The organism is Pseudomonas sp. B21-023 (genome assembly GCF_024749165.1).
In the GTDB taxonomy this organism is placed as follows: domain Bacteria; phylum Pseudomonadota; class Gammaproteobacteria; order Pseudomonadales; family Pseudomonadaceae; genus Aquipseudomonas.
The window spans coordinates 4,014,492-4,027,829 of the sequence record NZ_CP087190.1; the positions used below are offsets into that span (position 1 = coordinate 4,014,492).

Here is a 13,338-nt window from a genome sequence, read left to right on the forward strand (position 1 = left end):
AGCCGCGACTGACATGGATCAATTGACACCCGCCATAACACGATTCACACCACGAACCCAACGCGACTAAGTGTCGCAGTGCGCCCCGCATGCGCTATCACAGGCGTATCATGGGCCGCAGAGCGCTAGCAGAACGCGCGAGACTGCGGCCGGCACGCACTGGCCGCGGCATTTCTCCACTGCCGTGGGACTTGATGATGAGCAAGCAAATTCCGGTACATGACGTCACCCCGCCTGCCAGCAAAGGGAAGGATTCCGTCGATCTCTACGCCTCGCGCGAAAAAATCTATACCCGCGCCTTCACCGGCATTTTCCGCAGGTTGCGGATGGTCGGTGGCGCGGTATTGTTCCTGCTGTATTTCGGCACCGTCTGGCTGAACTGGGGCGGCCACCAGGCCGTGTGGTGGAACCTGCCCGAGCGCAAGTTCTACATCTTCGGCGCCACCATCTGGCCCCAGGACTTCATCCTGCTTTCGGGCATCCTCATCGTCGCCGCCTTCGGCCTGTTCTTCATCACCGTGTACGCCGGCCGGGTCTGGTGCGGCTACACCTGCCCGCAGAGCGTGTGGACATGGGTGTTCATGTGGTGCGAGAAAGTCACCGAAGGCGACCGCAACCAGCGCATGAAGCTGGACAAGGCGCCCATGAGCGCCAACAAGTTCCTGCGCAAGCTGGCCAAGCACAGCCTGTGGCTGTTGATCGGCTTCGTCACCGGCATGACCTTCGTCGGCTACTTCTCGCCGATCCGCGAACTGGCGATCGAGTTCTTTACCGGCCAAGCCGATGGCTGGGCCTACTTCTGGGTCGGCTTCTTCACCCTGGCCACCTACGGCAACGCCGGCTGGCTGCGCGAGCAGGTGTGCATCTACATGTGCCCGTACGCGCGCTTCCAGAGCGTGATGTTCGACAAGGACACCCTGATCGTTTCCTACGACCCGCGCCGCGGCGAAACCCGCGGCCCGCGCAAGAAGGACATCGACTACAAGGCCAAGGGGTTGGGCGACTGCATCGACTGCACCATGTGCGTGCAGGTCTGCCCCACCGGCATCGACATCCGCGACGGCCTGCAGATCGAGTGCATCGGCTGCGCCGCCTGCATCGACGCCTGCGACAGCATCATGGACAAGATGAACTACCCCAAGGGCCTGATCAGCTACACCACCGAGCACAACCTGTCCGGGCAGAAGACCCACATGCTGCGCCCGCGCCTGATCGGCTATGCCCTGGTGCTGCTGGTGATGATCGGCGCTCTGGTCACCGCCTTCGCCACCCGTTCGCTGGTGGGCTTCGACGTGGCCAAGGACCGCGTGCTGTACCGCGAGAACGCACAAGGCCGGATCGAGAACGTCTACAGCCTCAAGGTGATGAACAAGGACCAGCGCAACCACGTCTACGTGCTCGACGCCGCCGGCCTGCCCGACCTCAAGCTCGAAGGCCAACGCGAGATCCGCGTGGCCGCCGGCGATATCGTCAACCTGCCGGTGCAGTTGTCGGTCGCACCGGAGCAGCTGCCCTCGACCACCAACGAAATCACCTTCATCCTCAAGGACGCTGACGACAGCGCCAGCCAGGTTGAAGCCAAGAGCCGCTTCATCGGCCCACAGATCCGCTGAAAGAGAACCTAGACAATGCCTGCCGCCACCGCCGCCAGCCCCTGGTACAAGCACCTCTGGCCCTGGATCATCATCGGCATCCTGGCCACCTCGGTGTGCCTGAGCCTGACCATGGTCAGCATCGCCGTGCGCAACCCGGACAACCTGGTCAACGACAACTACTACGAGGCCGGCAAGGGTATCAACCGTTCGCTGGACCGCGAGCTGCTGGCCCAGACCCTCAACCTCAAGGCCAGCGTGCACCTGGATGAGCTGACCGGCGAGGTCGAAGTGCGCCTGACCGGCAACAGCGACCCGCAGGCGCTGGAGCTGAACCTGATCTCGCCGACCCAGCCGGCCAAGGACCGCAAGGTGCAGCTGGCACGCACCGAGCCAGGCCGCTATGTCGGCCAGCTGGACGACAAGGTCGACGGCCGGCGCTTCGTCGAGCTGCTCGGCAGCCAGGACAACCATGTGTGGCGGTTGTTCGAGGAGGAGAAGGTCGAGCATGGGGTGACCTTGCAGCTGGGCGATGAAGCCATTCAAGGGGCCGAGCACCAGTAACAGCGACACACCACACCTCGTGGGGGCGGGCCTGAAAACCAGCATTCCAGGCCCATCGCGGGGCAAGCCCGCTGCCACGAACCCGCTGCAGCAAGAAGAGATGTCGATGAGCCAACCCACCCCCTGCTACCACTGCGCCCTGCCCGTCCCCGCCGGCAGCCGCTTCACCGCCGTGGTGCTTGGCGAGCCCCGGGCATTCTGCTGCCCCGGCTGCCAGGCAGTGGCAGAGTCCATCGTCGCCGGGGGCCTGGAGCACTACTACCAGCACCGCAGCGACACCAGCGCCAACCCCGAGGCCCTGCCCCGCCAACTCCAGGACGAGCTGGCCCTATACGACCGCAGCGACGTGCAGCAGACCTTCGTGCGCCACACAGGCGAACTGGCCGAGGCCACCTTGCTGGTCGAGGGCATCAGCTGCGCCGCCTGTGGTTGGCTGATCGAGAAGCACCTGCGCACCCTGCCCGGCGTCGTCGACGCCCGGCTGAACCTGTCCAACCATCGCCTGCTGGTCAACTGGGACGACCAGCAACTGCCACTGTCGCAGCTGCTGGCCGGGCTACGCCACATCGGCTACGCCGCCCATCCCTACCAGCCCGACCAGGCCGCCGAACAGCTGGCCCGGGAGAACCGCAGCGCCCTGCGCCGCCTGGGCGTGGCCGGGCTGCTGTGGTTCCAGGCGATGATGGCGACCATGGCCACCTGGCCGGAATTCAACATTGACCTGTCGCCCGAGCTGCACACCATCCTGCGCTGGGTCGCGCTGTTCCTCACCACGCCCATCGTGTTCTACAGCTGCGCACCGTTCTTCAAGGGCGCGGCCCGCGACCTGCGTACCCGCCATCTGACCATGGACCTGTCGGTGTCGCTGGCCATCGCCCTGGCCTACTGCGCCGGGATCTGGACCGCGATTACCGGCCACGGCGAACTGTATTTCGACACCGTGGGCATGTTCGCCCTGTTCCTGCTCACCGGCCGCTACCTGGAGCGCCGCGCCCGCGAACGTACCGCGGCGGCCACCGCGCAGCTGGTCAACCTGCTGCCGGCCTCGTGCCTGCGACTGGACGCCAACGGCCAGGGCGAGCGCATCCTGCTCGGCGAACTGCAGTGCGGCGACCACGTGCAGGTATTGCCCGGCGCGGTGATCCCGGCCGACGGGCTGATCGTCGACGGCCGCTCCAGCGTCGACGAATCGCTGCTAACCGGCGAATACCTGCCTCTGGCACGCCACGTCGGCGACCGGGTGACCGGCGGCACCCTCAACGTCGAAAGCACACTCACGGTCGAGGTCCAGGCCCTGGGCCAGGACTCGCGCCTGTCGGCCATCGTCCGCCTGCTGGAGCGCGCCCAGTCGGAAAAACCGCGCCTGGCGGAAATCGCCGACCGCGCCTCACAATGGTTCCTGCTGTTCACGCTGGTTGCCGCCGCCGTGATCGGTGTCCTCTGGTGGCAGCTCGATGCGCCCCGGGCGTTCTGGATCGTCCTGGCCATGCTGGTCGCCACCTGCCCTTGCGCCCTGTCGCTGGCCACCCCCACCGCCCTTACCGCCGCCACCGGCAGCCTGCACAAGCTCGGCCTGCTGGTGACCCGCGGGCATGTGCTCGAGGGCCTCAACCAGATCGACACGGTGATCTTCGACAAGACCGGCACCCTCACCGAAGGCCGCCTGGCCCTGCGCAGCATCCGCCCGCTGGGCCGACTGGACGCAGACCAGTGCCTGGCGCTGGCGGCGGCGCTGGAAAATCGCTCCGAACACCCCATCGCCCGCGCCTTCGGCCGCGCCGCGCAGGCGGCCGAAACCGTCACCGCCGTGCCGGGGCTAGGCCTGGAGGGCATGCTGGCAAGCCAGCGCCTGCGCATCGGACAGGCCACCTTCGTCTGCGCCCTCAGTGGCGCCGAGGTACCCAACGTACCGGAACCACAGGGGCAATGGCTGTTGCTCGGGGACCGGCAAGGGCCACTGGCCTGGTTCGGCCTGGATGACCGCCTGCGCGACGACGCTCACGACCTGGTGACCGCCTGCAAGGCACGCGGCTGGAACACGCTGCTGCTGTCCGGCGACAGTTCGCCGATGGTTGCGCAGGTCGCCGCGCAACTGGGCATCGACCAGGCCGTTGGCGGCCTGCGTCCGGACGACAAGCTCGCTCGCCTGAAAACGCTGCAAGGTGAAGGGCGCAAGGTGCTGATGCTCGGCGACGGCGTCAACGATGTGCCGGTACTGGCCGCCGCCGACATCAGCATCGCCATGGGCAGCGCCACGGACCTGGCCAAGACCTGCGCTGACGCGGTGCTGCTGTCCAACCGCCTGCAGGCGCTGGTGCAGGCCTTCGAACTGGCCCGCCGGACCCGCCGCAACATTATCGAGAACCTGCTTTGGGCGACGCTGTACAATGGCCTCATGCTGCCGTTCGCCGCGCTCGGCTGGATCACCCCGGTGTGGGCGGCGATCGGCATGTCGATCAGCTCGCTGATCGTGGTGCTCAATGCCCTGCGCCTGACCCGGCTGCCCAGCGGGGAGACGCCGCCCGGGCGCGAGCCCGCGTCGCTCGAAAGGAAACCGCTATGCCCGCCCTCTACGTGATGATTCCCGCCGCCCTGCTGCTGGTCGGTGTCGCCGTGTACATCTTCTTCTGGGCGGTGGACAGCGGCCAGTACGACGATCTGGAAGGCCCGGCCCACAGCATCCTGTTCGATGACCAGGACCCCTGCCACCAGGCCGCCGTAAAGCCCAAGGGCGAGAAACCCGAAGACCAGGACCCTGCCCCGCGTGCCTGAACTGATCCCCCTGCTGGGCTCGGCGCTGGTCCTGGGCCTGCTCGGGGGCGGCCATTGCCTGGGCATGTGTGGCGGCCTGATGGGCGCCCTGACCCTGGCCATCCCCCCCGAGCAGCGCAGCCGGCGCCTGCGCCTGCTGCTGGCCTACAACCTCGGGCGCATCCTCAGCTATGCCGCCGCCGGCTTGCTGCTCGGCCTGGCAGGCGTGGCCCTGGCCAGCAGCCCGCTGGCGACCGGTTTGCGGGTCGCGGCCGCGTTGCTGCTGATCGCCATGGGCCTGTACCTGGCGGGCTGGTGGAGCGGCCTGACCCGCATCGAAGCACTGGGACGCGGGCTTTGGCGCCATGTGCAGCCGCTGGCCACGCGCTTGCTGCCGGTTTCCAGCCTGCCCCGCGCCTTGCTGCTGGGCGCCCTGTGGGGCTGGCTGCCGTGCGGGCTGGTGTACAGTACCCTGCTGTGGGCGGCGAGCCAGGGCGATGCACTGCACAGCGCGGCGCTGATGCTGGCGTTCGGCCTGGGCACCTGGCCGGTGCTGCTGGCCACGGGGCTGGCGGCCGAGCGGGTGGGTAGCCTGCTGCGCCATCGCGGAGTGCGCATGGCCGGCGGCGTGCTGGTGATTCTCTTTGGCCTGTGGACCCTGCCCGGTCCTCACCAGCACTGGCTCATGGGGCATTGAGGGCTGCTGCGACCGCCAGATCTCCTGATACAAATCAACACGACTTCTTACAAGCGCCCCTAGACTCCGGACACTGCAGCTTTATCCGGGGACTACCCACATGCTCGACGACCTACGCTGGGACGCCGACCTGATTCGTCGCTACGATCTGGCCGGGCCACGCTACACCTCCTATCCGACCGCTGTGCAGTTGCATGGCGAAGTGGGCTCGTTCGACCTGCTCCACGCCCTGCGCGAGAGCCGCCGCGCCACCCGCCCGCTGTCGCTGTACGTACATGTGCCGTTCTGCGCCAACATCTGCTACTACTGCGCCTGCAACAAGGTCATCACCAAGGACCGCGGCCGCGCCGCGCCCTACCTGCAACGCCTGGAGCAGGAAATCCAGCTGATCGCCTGCCACCTCGACCCCAAGCAAGTCGTCGAGCAGCTGCATTTCGGCGGCGGCACGCCGACCTTTCTCAGCCATGTGGAACTGCGCCAGCTGATGGCCACCCTGCGCCAGCACTTCCACCTGCTGGACGACGACTCCGGCGACTACGGCATCGAGATCGACCCACGCGAGGCCGACTGGTCGACCATGGGCCTGTTGCGCGAGCTGGGCTTCAACCGTGTCAGCCTCGGCGTGCAGGATCTGGACCCCGCCGTGCAGCGCGCGGTCAACCGCCTGCAGAGCCTGGAGCAGACCCGCACCCTGATCGAAGCCGCGCGCACCCTGCAGTTCCGCTCGATCAACCTGGACTTGATCTACGGCCTGCCCAAGCAGACACCGGAAGGCTTCGCCCGCACCGTCGAAGAAGTGATCCGCCTGCAGCCCGACCGTCTGTCGGTTTTCAACTACGCGCACCTGCCCGAACGCTTCATGCCCCAGCGGCGCATCGACAGCAGTGACCTGCCGGCCCCGGCGGCCAAGCTGGAGATGCTGCACGCCACCATCGACCAACTGACCGCCGCCGGCTACCGCTACATCGGCATGGACCACTTCGCCCTGCCCGACGACGAACTGGCCATCGCCCAGGAAGAAGGCACCCTGCAACGCAACTTCCAGGGCTACACCACCCATGGCCACTGCGACCTGATCGGCCTGGGCGTGTCGGCGATCAGCCAGATCGGCGACCTCTACTGCCAGAACAGCAGCGACCTCAACACCTACCAGGACTCCCTCTCCACCGCCCAGCTGGCGACCCAGCGCGGCCTGATGTGCAACCAGGACGATCGCTTGCGCCGTGCAGTGATCCAGCAACTGATCTGCCACTTCGAACTGGATTTCGAAGCGATCGAACACGCCTTCACCATCGATTTTCGCGGCTACTTCAAGGAGCAGTGGCCACAACTGCAAGCCATGCAACGCGACGGCCTGATCAGCCTGGACGCCAAGGGTATCCGCATCCTGCCGGCCGGCCGCCTGCTGGCGCGCTCGGTGTGCATGGTGTTCGACGCCTACCTCGCGCAGCAGAACCGCCAGCGTTTCTCGCGGGTGATCTGAGGCGCTTGAGGCGTTTCACCGCATGGACAGCCCGCCTTTCGAGGCACACTATGGACAGTTGAACGGTGACGGGACACACCTTCCGCACCGCTGCTAGCGTGCACCAAAAATGCGCACACTGGCCTACAGCCCATGCCGCAGGTTATCCTTACGGCTTATGTGTGCTTTCCCACAAGGATCGAAAGAAATGTCCGAGCCAGTAAAACTGCGCCCACACAACCAGGCCCACTGCAAGGATTGCAGCCTGGCCCCCCTGTGCCTGCCCCTGTCCCTGAACCTGGAAGACATGGACGCACTGGATGAAATCGTCAAACGCGGCCGCCCGCTGAAGAAAGGCGAGTTCCTGTTCCGCCAGGGTGACAATTTCGGCTCGGTCTACGCGGTACGTTCCGGCGCCCTCAAGACGTTCAGCCTCAGCGACAGCGGTGAAGAGCAGATCACCGGCTTCCACCTGCCCAGCGAGTTGGTCGGCCTGTCCGGCATGGACACCGAGGCCTACCCGGTGTCGGCCCAGGCCCAGGAAACCACCTCGGTGTGCGAGATCCCCTTCGAGCGCCTCGACGAACTCTCGGTACAGCTGCCACAGCTGCGCCGTCAGCTGATGCGGGTGATGAGCCGCGAGATCCGTGACGACCAGCAGATGATGCTGCTGCTGTCGAAAAAGACCGCCGACGAGCGCATCGCCACCTTCCTCGTCAACCTGTCGGCGCGCTTCCGCGCCCGTGGTTACTCGGCCAACCAGTTCCGCCTGAGCATGTCGCGCAACGAGATCGGCAACTACCTGGGCCTGGCGGTGGAAACCGTGTCGCGCGTGTTCACCCGCTTCCAGCAGAACGGCCTGCTCAAGGCCGAGGGCAAGGAAGTGCACATTCTCGACCCGATCCAGTTGTGCGCGCTGGCCGGTGGTGCACTCGAGGTCTGATCGCCGCGCTAAAAGGGTATACTGACGCCGAGTTTTTCCAGGATACCCGCCCCATGCACAGCGACACCTTCGACCTCAAAGCCTTGATCCGCCCGGTATTGGACTTCCCCAAGCCGGGCGTGATCTTCCGCGACATCACCCCGCTGTTCCAGTCGCCGCGCGGGCTGCGCTATGTCGCCGACCAGTTCATCGAGCGCTATGTCGAGGCCGAGTTCAGCCATATCGGCGCCATGGACGCGCGAGGCTTCCTGATTGGCTCGATCATTGCTCACCAGCTGAACAAGCCGCTGATCCTGTTCCGCAAGCAGGGCAAGCTGCCGGCTGACGTGCTGTCCGAGGGCTATCAGACCGAATACGGCGAGGCCTTCCTGGAAGTGCATGCCGACAGTCTCTGCGATGGGGATTCGGTCTTGATCTTCGATGACCTGATTGCCACCGGCGGCACCCTGCTGGCGGCCGCCAACCTGGTGCGCCGCACCGGTGCGCAAGTGTTCGAGGCGGCGGCGATCATCGACCTGCCGGAACTGGAAGGCTCGCGTCGCCTGCAGGCGGCCGGGGTGCCGACCTTCTGCCTGACCGAGTTTTCCCTGAGCGAATACTGAGTTCGCCTTCAAAACGATCGCGGGGCCAGCCGCATCGGCGCACCGCCGCTTCCACGCATGTTGATCTGCGCGGGAGCGGCGGTGCGCCGATGCGACTGGCCCCGCGATGCGTTTACAGGTTTACAACGCGATCGGCCTGCGCCCGGCAAATGCATGGGCCAGTGTCCCGCCGTCCACCAGTTCCAGCTCGCCACCCAATGGCACGCCATGGGCAATACGCGTGGCGGTCAGGCCCTTCTCGGCCAGCAGCTGGGCGATGTAGTGTGCCGTCGCCTCCCCTTCCACCGTGGGGTTGGTAGCCAGGATCACCTCGCTGAAGGTGCCCTGCTCTTCGATCCGCGCCATCAACTGCGGAATGCCGATGGCATCCGGCCCCAGCCCGTCCAGCGGCGAGAGGTGCCCCTTGAGCACGAAGTAGCGACCGCGATAGCCGGTCTGCTCCACTGCGTACACATCCACCGGCCCCTCGACAACGCACAGTTGAGTGTCGTCACGGCGTGGGTCGGCGCACTGCGGACATAGTTCCTGCTCGGTCAAAGTCCTGCACTGGCGGCAATGACCGACGCCTTCCATGGCCTGGCTCAGGGCCTGGGCCAGGCGCGTGCCGCCACTGCGGTCGCGCTCGAGCAGCTGCAGGGCCATGCGTTGGGCGGTTTTCTGACCGACGCCGGGCAGGATGCGCAGGGCGTCGATCAGTTGGCGGATCAGGGGGCTAAAGCTCATGTGTGCAGGCCTGCCAATTCAGGAAACAGAATGAACAAGGGAGCAACGACCACCGGGTCGTTGCTCCCCATTTGAAGCCAGAAACCGATCAGAACGGCATCTTGAAACCAGGCGGCAGCTGCATGCCAGCGGTCATGCCACCCATCTTTTCCTGGCTGCTCTGCTCGATCTTGCGCACGGCGTCGTTCAGCGCGGCGGCGATCAGGTCCTCGAGCACTTCCTTGTCGTCAGCGTCGGTCGACATCAGGCTCTGGTCGATGCTGACGCGCTTGACGTCGTGGCGACCGGTCATCACCACACTGACCAGGCCGCCACCGGACTGGCCGGTGACTTCCGCATTGGCCAGCTCTTCCTGCATCTTCTGCATTTTTTCCTGCATCTGCTGGGCCTGCTTCATCAGGCCGGCCATGCCACCTTTCATCATGGGGGTATACCTCGATTGGGTCATGTGATGCGGCCCGGCACAGGGCCGGCCGCATGGTTATCCGTTCATTGGCCCTGGCTGGCCAGGGCGTCTACAGGCTCAATAGTATCCTGCCTGACCGTCGCGCCGAACTGCCGGATCATCTGCTGGATGAGCGGGTCCTGTTCGATCGACACCACGGCGTCATGCTGGCGCTCGGCGCGCTTGCGCGAGGCGGCCTGGGCCGGGGTTTCCTGCTCGGGGCGGATCAGCTCGATCTTCAGGCGGATCTCGCGGCCCAGTTGCTGGTTCAGTGCGTCGTTCAGCCTGCGCTGCTGCGTCGAGTTGAACAGCGCGCCCTGCCCCGGGTCCAGGTGCAACAGCCAGTCATCACCCTCGGCGGCGATCAGCGTACAGTTTGCGGCGATGTTGCCTGTCATACCGGAGACAGGCAACTGTGGGAATAATTCCAGCCATTGCAGGGCCAGGCCGGTCGCGGGCATGGCCGCCGGCAGTGGCTCCGGCGCCTGGGCAGGCGCCTCTTCCTGCACGTGCTCGGCCAGCTCGTCCAGGTAGCTGAAGCCGGCCGGGTCGCTGTCGGGCGCGTAGTAGTCCTCGTCCGCCGGGGGCTCGTCGTCGCGCTCCATGCCCGCCGGGCTGTAGGCCGACGGATCGAACGGCGGCTCGTCATCGTCCGGCTGCTGGCGGGCGGCCTCGACCGCAGGTGCCGGCTCGGGCAACTGCTCGGGCGCAACCGGCGCCGGAGTGGCGATTGGCTCCTCCCACGGCAGGTCGACGACCTCCTCGACGGGCTGCGGCTCTGGCTCCGATGGCGCTTGCGGCGCCTCGACAACCTCGGCAACGGCCGGCACGTCCACAACTGGGGGCTCGGCCTGTATGGATGGCTCAGCCACAGGCAGCGGCGCGACCACTTCAGCCACAGGGCTGGCGGCAACGGTCGGCGCCACGGGCATAGCCGCTGCCGCCACCGGTTGGGTCGGATCAGCTGTGGCCTGGCTGATCCCCGTCGGCTTTAGTATCGGCTTCGGGGCATCATCGGTGTCGGCCGGGCGGAATGCCAGCATGCGCAGCAGGACCATCTCGAAACCGCCGCGCGGGTCCGGCGCCAATGGCAGGTCACGACGGCCGATCAAGCCCATCTGGTAGTAGAACTGCACGTCTTCGGCCGGCAGGGCCTGGGCCAACGCCAGCACGCGGTCACGGTCGCCCTGGCCGTTGTCCACCGCTTCCGGCAGGGCCTGGGCGATGGCGACGCGGTGCAGCACATTGAGCATTTCCGACAGCACGCCGTTCCAGTCCGGGCCTTGTTCGGCCAGGTCACGCACCGCGGCCAGCAGCGCACGGGCGTCGCCCTCGAGCAGGGCCTGGAGCACCCCATACACCTGGCCGTGATCGAGCGTGCCGAGCATCGCCCTCACATCGGCGGCCAGCACCCGGCCCTCGCCAAAGGCGATGGCCTGGTCGGTCAGGCTCATGGCATCGCGCATGGAGCCATCGGCGGCGCGGCCGAGCAGCCACAGGGCATCCTCTTCGAACGGCACGTTCTCGGCGCCCAGCACGTGGGTCAAGTGCTCGACCACGCGCTCCGGGCTCATGTTCTTCAGCGAGAACTGCAGGCAGCGCGACAGGATGGTCGCCGGCAGTTTCTGCGGGTCGGTGGTGGCGAGGATGAACTTGACGTAGGGCGGTGGCTCTTCCAGCGTCTTCAACAAGGCGTTGAACGAGTGGGTGGAGAGCATGTGCACTTCGTCGATCAGGTAGACCTTGAAGCGCCCGCGGCTCGGGGCGTACTGCACGTTGTCGAGCAGCTCGCGGGTGTCCTCGACCTTGGTGCGGCTGGCGGCGTCGATCTCGATCAGGTCGACGAAGCGGCCTTCGTCGATCTCCCGGCACACCGAGCAGGTACCGCACGGGGTCGAGGTGATGCCGGTCTCGCAGTTCAGGCACTTGGCGATGATCCGCGCAATGGTGGTCTTGCCCACGCCCCGGGTCCCGGTGAACAGGTAGGCATGGTGCAGGCGCTGGTTGTCCAGGGCGTTGATCAAAGCCTTGAGCACATGGGTCTGGCCGACCATTTCGCGGAACGAGCGCGGACGCCATTTACGTGCAAGAACCTGATAACTCATCAAAAAACCATCGTGACCGGAGCGGGCGGAAAGAGCGCTAATGCTAGCGGAGCGGGGCCAAAATTGCACCCTGCCGATCTCGTCTAAGCTCAGTGACGGGCACACGGACGACGGATCAGGGAGGATGAGGCGTGCGGCGAGTCCTGGCCATCCTGTTGTTGTGGGCCACCCACGGCCTGGCGCAACCGCCGGTGCTGCGCTTCTCCATCGCCGAAAGCTGGAGCATGCCGCTGATGCGCATCGAGGACCAGCAGCCAGCGGAAGGCATCCTGTTGGAGCTGATGCAGGCCATCGCCCGGGAGGTCGATGCCCGCCCCCAGTACCATGTGCTGGCGCGCCTGCGCCTGCAGGAGGCGATGCAGGCCGGCGAAATCGACGTACGCTGCTACGTTTCCACCCAATGGTTGACCGATCGGCCCGGCGACTATCTCTGGAGCATCCCTCTCATAGAGCAACGCGACCTGCTGGTCGGCCGCCCCGGCGACAGCGGCCCCGTCAGCCCGGACGCACTGCCACCCCAGGCCATCGGCACCGTGCTCGGCTACACCTACCCCACGCTCGAGCCGCTGTTCAACAAGGCCCGCCTGCAGCGCGAAGATAGCCGCAACCAGTTGCTGGTCCTGCAGAAACTCCAGGTCGGGCGCTTGCGCCATGCCGTGAGCAACCAGTTGTCGCTGCAGTGGTACAACCGCTCCCTGCCCCCGGCTCAACACCTGCAGGCCCTGGCCGTGCTTGAAGAGCAGGCGCTGGGCTGCATGGTGCGCAACGACCCCGCACTGCCGACCCAGGCGGTGCTCAGGGCGCTGGTGCGGATCAAGCAGTCCGGGGAAATGCAGCGGATCGTCGAGCGTTATAGCGAGCCCCATCCGTTCGCAGGTGACGACAGCCCTCAAGTACCCGCAGCCGCGACACCCAGTGCCGCCAGGTAGAGGCCCAAACCGAACACGCAGTGCGTCGCCAGGCTGCGCAGGCAGCTCTTCAAGGGCGCGGGTGTGTTCGTCGCGAAATACCCTGCCCCCAATGCAGGCTGCACCACGCACAATGGCACGAGCACCGAGACCACCCCGAACAGCAAGGCTGGCCACAGTGTCGGCGCCCGCAACCAGCCCTCCCCTGCAATAGCCGCCAGCAGCGCCGCGAATACCAACCCTGTGGCGTAGTGGAGCAGCCAGCCCCACACCAGCTCCCCCCTGACCGGCGCAGCCTTGCCGATCGCCGCATGCCGCCAGCGCCCTTCGAGCAGGTGCCCCGCCCAGCGCCCGACCATGGCGTAGTTAAGGGTGGTGACGCCCAGATGCCTGAGCAACACGGTCCACAGATCCATGACCAGGGTGGCGCCGATGCCGATGAACAGGATGGAAAGCACAAGCGAGGAGATGGTCATGACGAGAGCCCTTGGCAGATTGACGGAAAGGTCGATGCCAAGCAGCATGCAAGTTGAAGTCAACTTCAAG

At 66.1% G+C, this 13,338-nt stretch carries 13 protein-coding genes; 9 read left to right on the forward strand and 4 right to left on the reverse strand.

Translation table 11 applies throughout. The annotated features are described in order from the left end of the window. Positions 1-197 precede the first annotated feature (197 nt). The 8 genes from ccoG (at position 198) to LOY42_RS17990 (ending at position 8,611) form a co-directional block, all read left to right on the forward strand. Complete coding sequence (ccoG, locus tag LOY42_RS17955) at positions 198-1,613, forward strand: cytochrome c oxidase accessory protein CcoG (RefSeq protein WP_258598651.1); 1,416 nt, start codon at positions 198-200, stop codon at positions 1,611-1,613. 15 nt (positions 1,614-1,628) lie between these two features. Next, entirely contained in the window at positions 1,629-2,156 is a 528-nt protein-coding gene (locus LOY42_RS17960; protein WP_258598653.1) for a FixH family protein, read from the forward strand. Positions 2,157-2,262: 106 nt separating this feature from the next. Next, on the forward strand, positions 2,263-4,734 hold the full coding sequence (locus LOY42_RS17965) for a heavy metal translocating P-type ATPase (RefSeq protein WP_232967861.1): 2,472 nt from the start codon (positions 2,263-2,265) through the stop codon (positions 4,732-4,734). Beyond that, positions 4,716-4,928 (forward strand): cbb3-type cytochrome oxidase assembly protein CcoS, encoded by a 213-nt coding sequence (gene ccoS / locus LOY42_RS17970; protein WP_102684671.1) that lies wholly within the window; start codon positions 4,716-4,718, stop codon positions 4,926-4,928. Before LOY42_RS17965 ends, ccoS begins: the two co-directional genes overlap by 19 nt. Then, positions 4,921-5,604, forward strand: a complete 684-nt coding sequence (locus tag LOY42_RS17975) for a sulfite exporter TauE/SafE family protein (protein ID WP_139672501.1) — start codon at positions 4,921-4,923, stop codon at positions 5,602-5,604. The genes ccoS and LOY42_RS17975 overlap by 8 nt, the downstream gene beginning before the upstream one ends. Before the next feature lie 100 nt (positions 5,605-5,704). Then, positions 5,705-7,087 carry an oxygen-independent coproporphyrinogen III oxidase gene (gene hemN, locus LOY42_RS17980; RefSeq protein WP_139672504.1) on the forward strand — a complete coding sequence of 461 codons (1,383 nt, stop codon included), beginning with the start codon at positions 5,705-5,707 and terminating at the stop codon, positions 7,085-7,087. 187 nt (positions 7,088-7,274) lie between these two features. Beyond that, positions 7,275-8,009 (forward strand): Crp/Fnr family transcriptional regulator FnrA, encoded by a 735-nt coding sequence (gene fnrA / locus LOY42_RS17985; RefSeq protein ID WP_023630845.1) that lies wholly within the window; start codon positions 7,275-7,277, stop codon positions 8,007-8,009. Between the two features lie 53 nt (positions 8,010-8,062). Further along, entirely contained in the window at positions 8,063-8,611 is a 549-nt protein-coding gene (locus LOY42_RS17990; protein ID WP_139672510.1) for an adenine phosphoribosyltransferase, read from the forward strand. A 120-nt stretch (positions 8,612-8,731) separates the two neighbouring features. On the opposite strand, the gene recR is transcribed toward LOY42_RS17990, so the two are convergent. From recR to dnaX, 3 genes are all read right to left on the reverse strand, one after another. Then, the gene (gene recR / locus LOY42_RS17995; RefSeq protein WP_139672513.1) at positions 8,732-9,334 is read right to left on the reverse strand and encodes a recombination mediator RecR; all 603 of its coding nucleotides are present in this window, start codon (positions 9,332-9,334) and stop codon (positions 8,732-8,734) included. Positions 9,335-9,422: 88 nt separating this feature from the next. Further along, a complete protein-coding gene (locus tag LOY42_RS18000) occupies positions 9,423-9,758 on the reverse strand; it encodes a YbaB/EbfC family nucleoid-associated protein (RefSeq protein WP_023632783.1) in 336 nt (111 codons plus the stop codon). A 65-nt stretch (positions 9,759-9,823) separates the two neighbouring features. Continuing rightward, positions 9,824-11,884: a DNA polymerase III subunit gamma/tau gene (gene dnaX / locus LOY42_RS18005; RefSeq protein WP_139672516.1), complete on the reverse strand. Its 2,061-nt coding sequence runs from the start codon at positions 11,882-11,884 to the stop codon at positions 9,824-9,826. 131 nt (positions 11,885-12,015) lie between these two features. Between dnaX and LOY42_RS18010 the strand changes: the two genes are divergently transcribed. Next, complete coding sequence (locus tag LOY42_RS18010) at positions 12,016-12,813, forward strand: ABC transporter substrate-binding protein (RefSeq protein WP_139672519.1); 798 nt, start codon at positions 12,016-12,018, stop codon at positions 12,811-12,813. On the opposite strand, the gene LOY42_RS18015 is transcribed toward LOY42_RS18010, so the two are convergent. Beyond that, entirely contained in the window at positions 12,774-13,268 is a 495-nt protein-coding gene (locus tag LOY42_RS18015; protein ID WP_139672522.1) for a DUF2938 domain-containing protein, read from the reverse strand. The genes LOY42_RS18010 and LOY42_RS18015 overlap by 40 nt on opposite strands. Between the last annotated feature and the right edge of the window lie 70 nt (positions 13,269-13,338).

Coding starts and splice junctions, on each gene's coding strand:
- ccoG (WP_258598651.1), top strand. CDS start 198: ATGAGCAAGCAAATTCCGGTACATGACGTCACCCCGCCTGCCAGCAAA.
- LOY42_RS17960 (WP_258598653.1), top strand. CDS start 1,629: ATGCCTGCCGCCACCGCCGCCAGCCCCTGGTACAAGCACCTCTGGCCC.
- LOY42_RS17965 (WP_232967861.1), top strand. CDS start 2,263: ATGAGCCAACCCACCCCCTGCTACCACTGCGCCCTGCCCGTCCCCGCC.
- ccoS (WP_102684671.1), top strand. CDS start 4,716: ATGCCCGCCCTCTACGTGATGATTCCCGCCGCCCTGCTGCTGGTCGGT.
- hemN (WP_139672504.1), top strand. CDS start 5,705: ATGCTCGACGACCTACGCTGGGACGCCGACCTGATTCGTCGCTACGAT.
- fnrA (WP_023630845.1), top strand. CDS start 7,275: ATGTCCGAGCCAGTAAAACTGCGCCCACACAACCAGGCCCACTGCAAG.
- LOY42_RS17990 (WP_139672510.1), top strand. CDS start 8,063: ATGCACAGCGACACCTTCGACCTCAAAGCCTTGATCCGCCCGGTATTG.
- recR (WP_139672513.1), bottom strand. CDS start 9,334: ATGAGCTTTAGCCCCCTGATCCGCCAACTGATCGACGCCCTGCGCATC.
- LOY42_RS18000 (WP_023632783.1), bottom strand. CDS start 9,758: ATGATGAAAGGTGGCATGGCCGGCCTGATGAAGCAGGCCCAGCAGATG.
- dnaX (WP_139672516.1), bottom strand. CDS start 11,884: ATGAGTTATCAGGTTCTTGCACGTAAATGGCGTCCGCGCTCGTTCCGC.
- LOY42_RS18015 (WP_139672522.1), bottom strand. CDS start 13,268: ATGACCATCTCCTCGCTTGTGCTTTCCATCCTGTTCATCGGCATCGGC.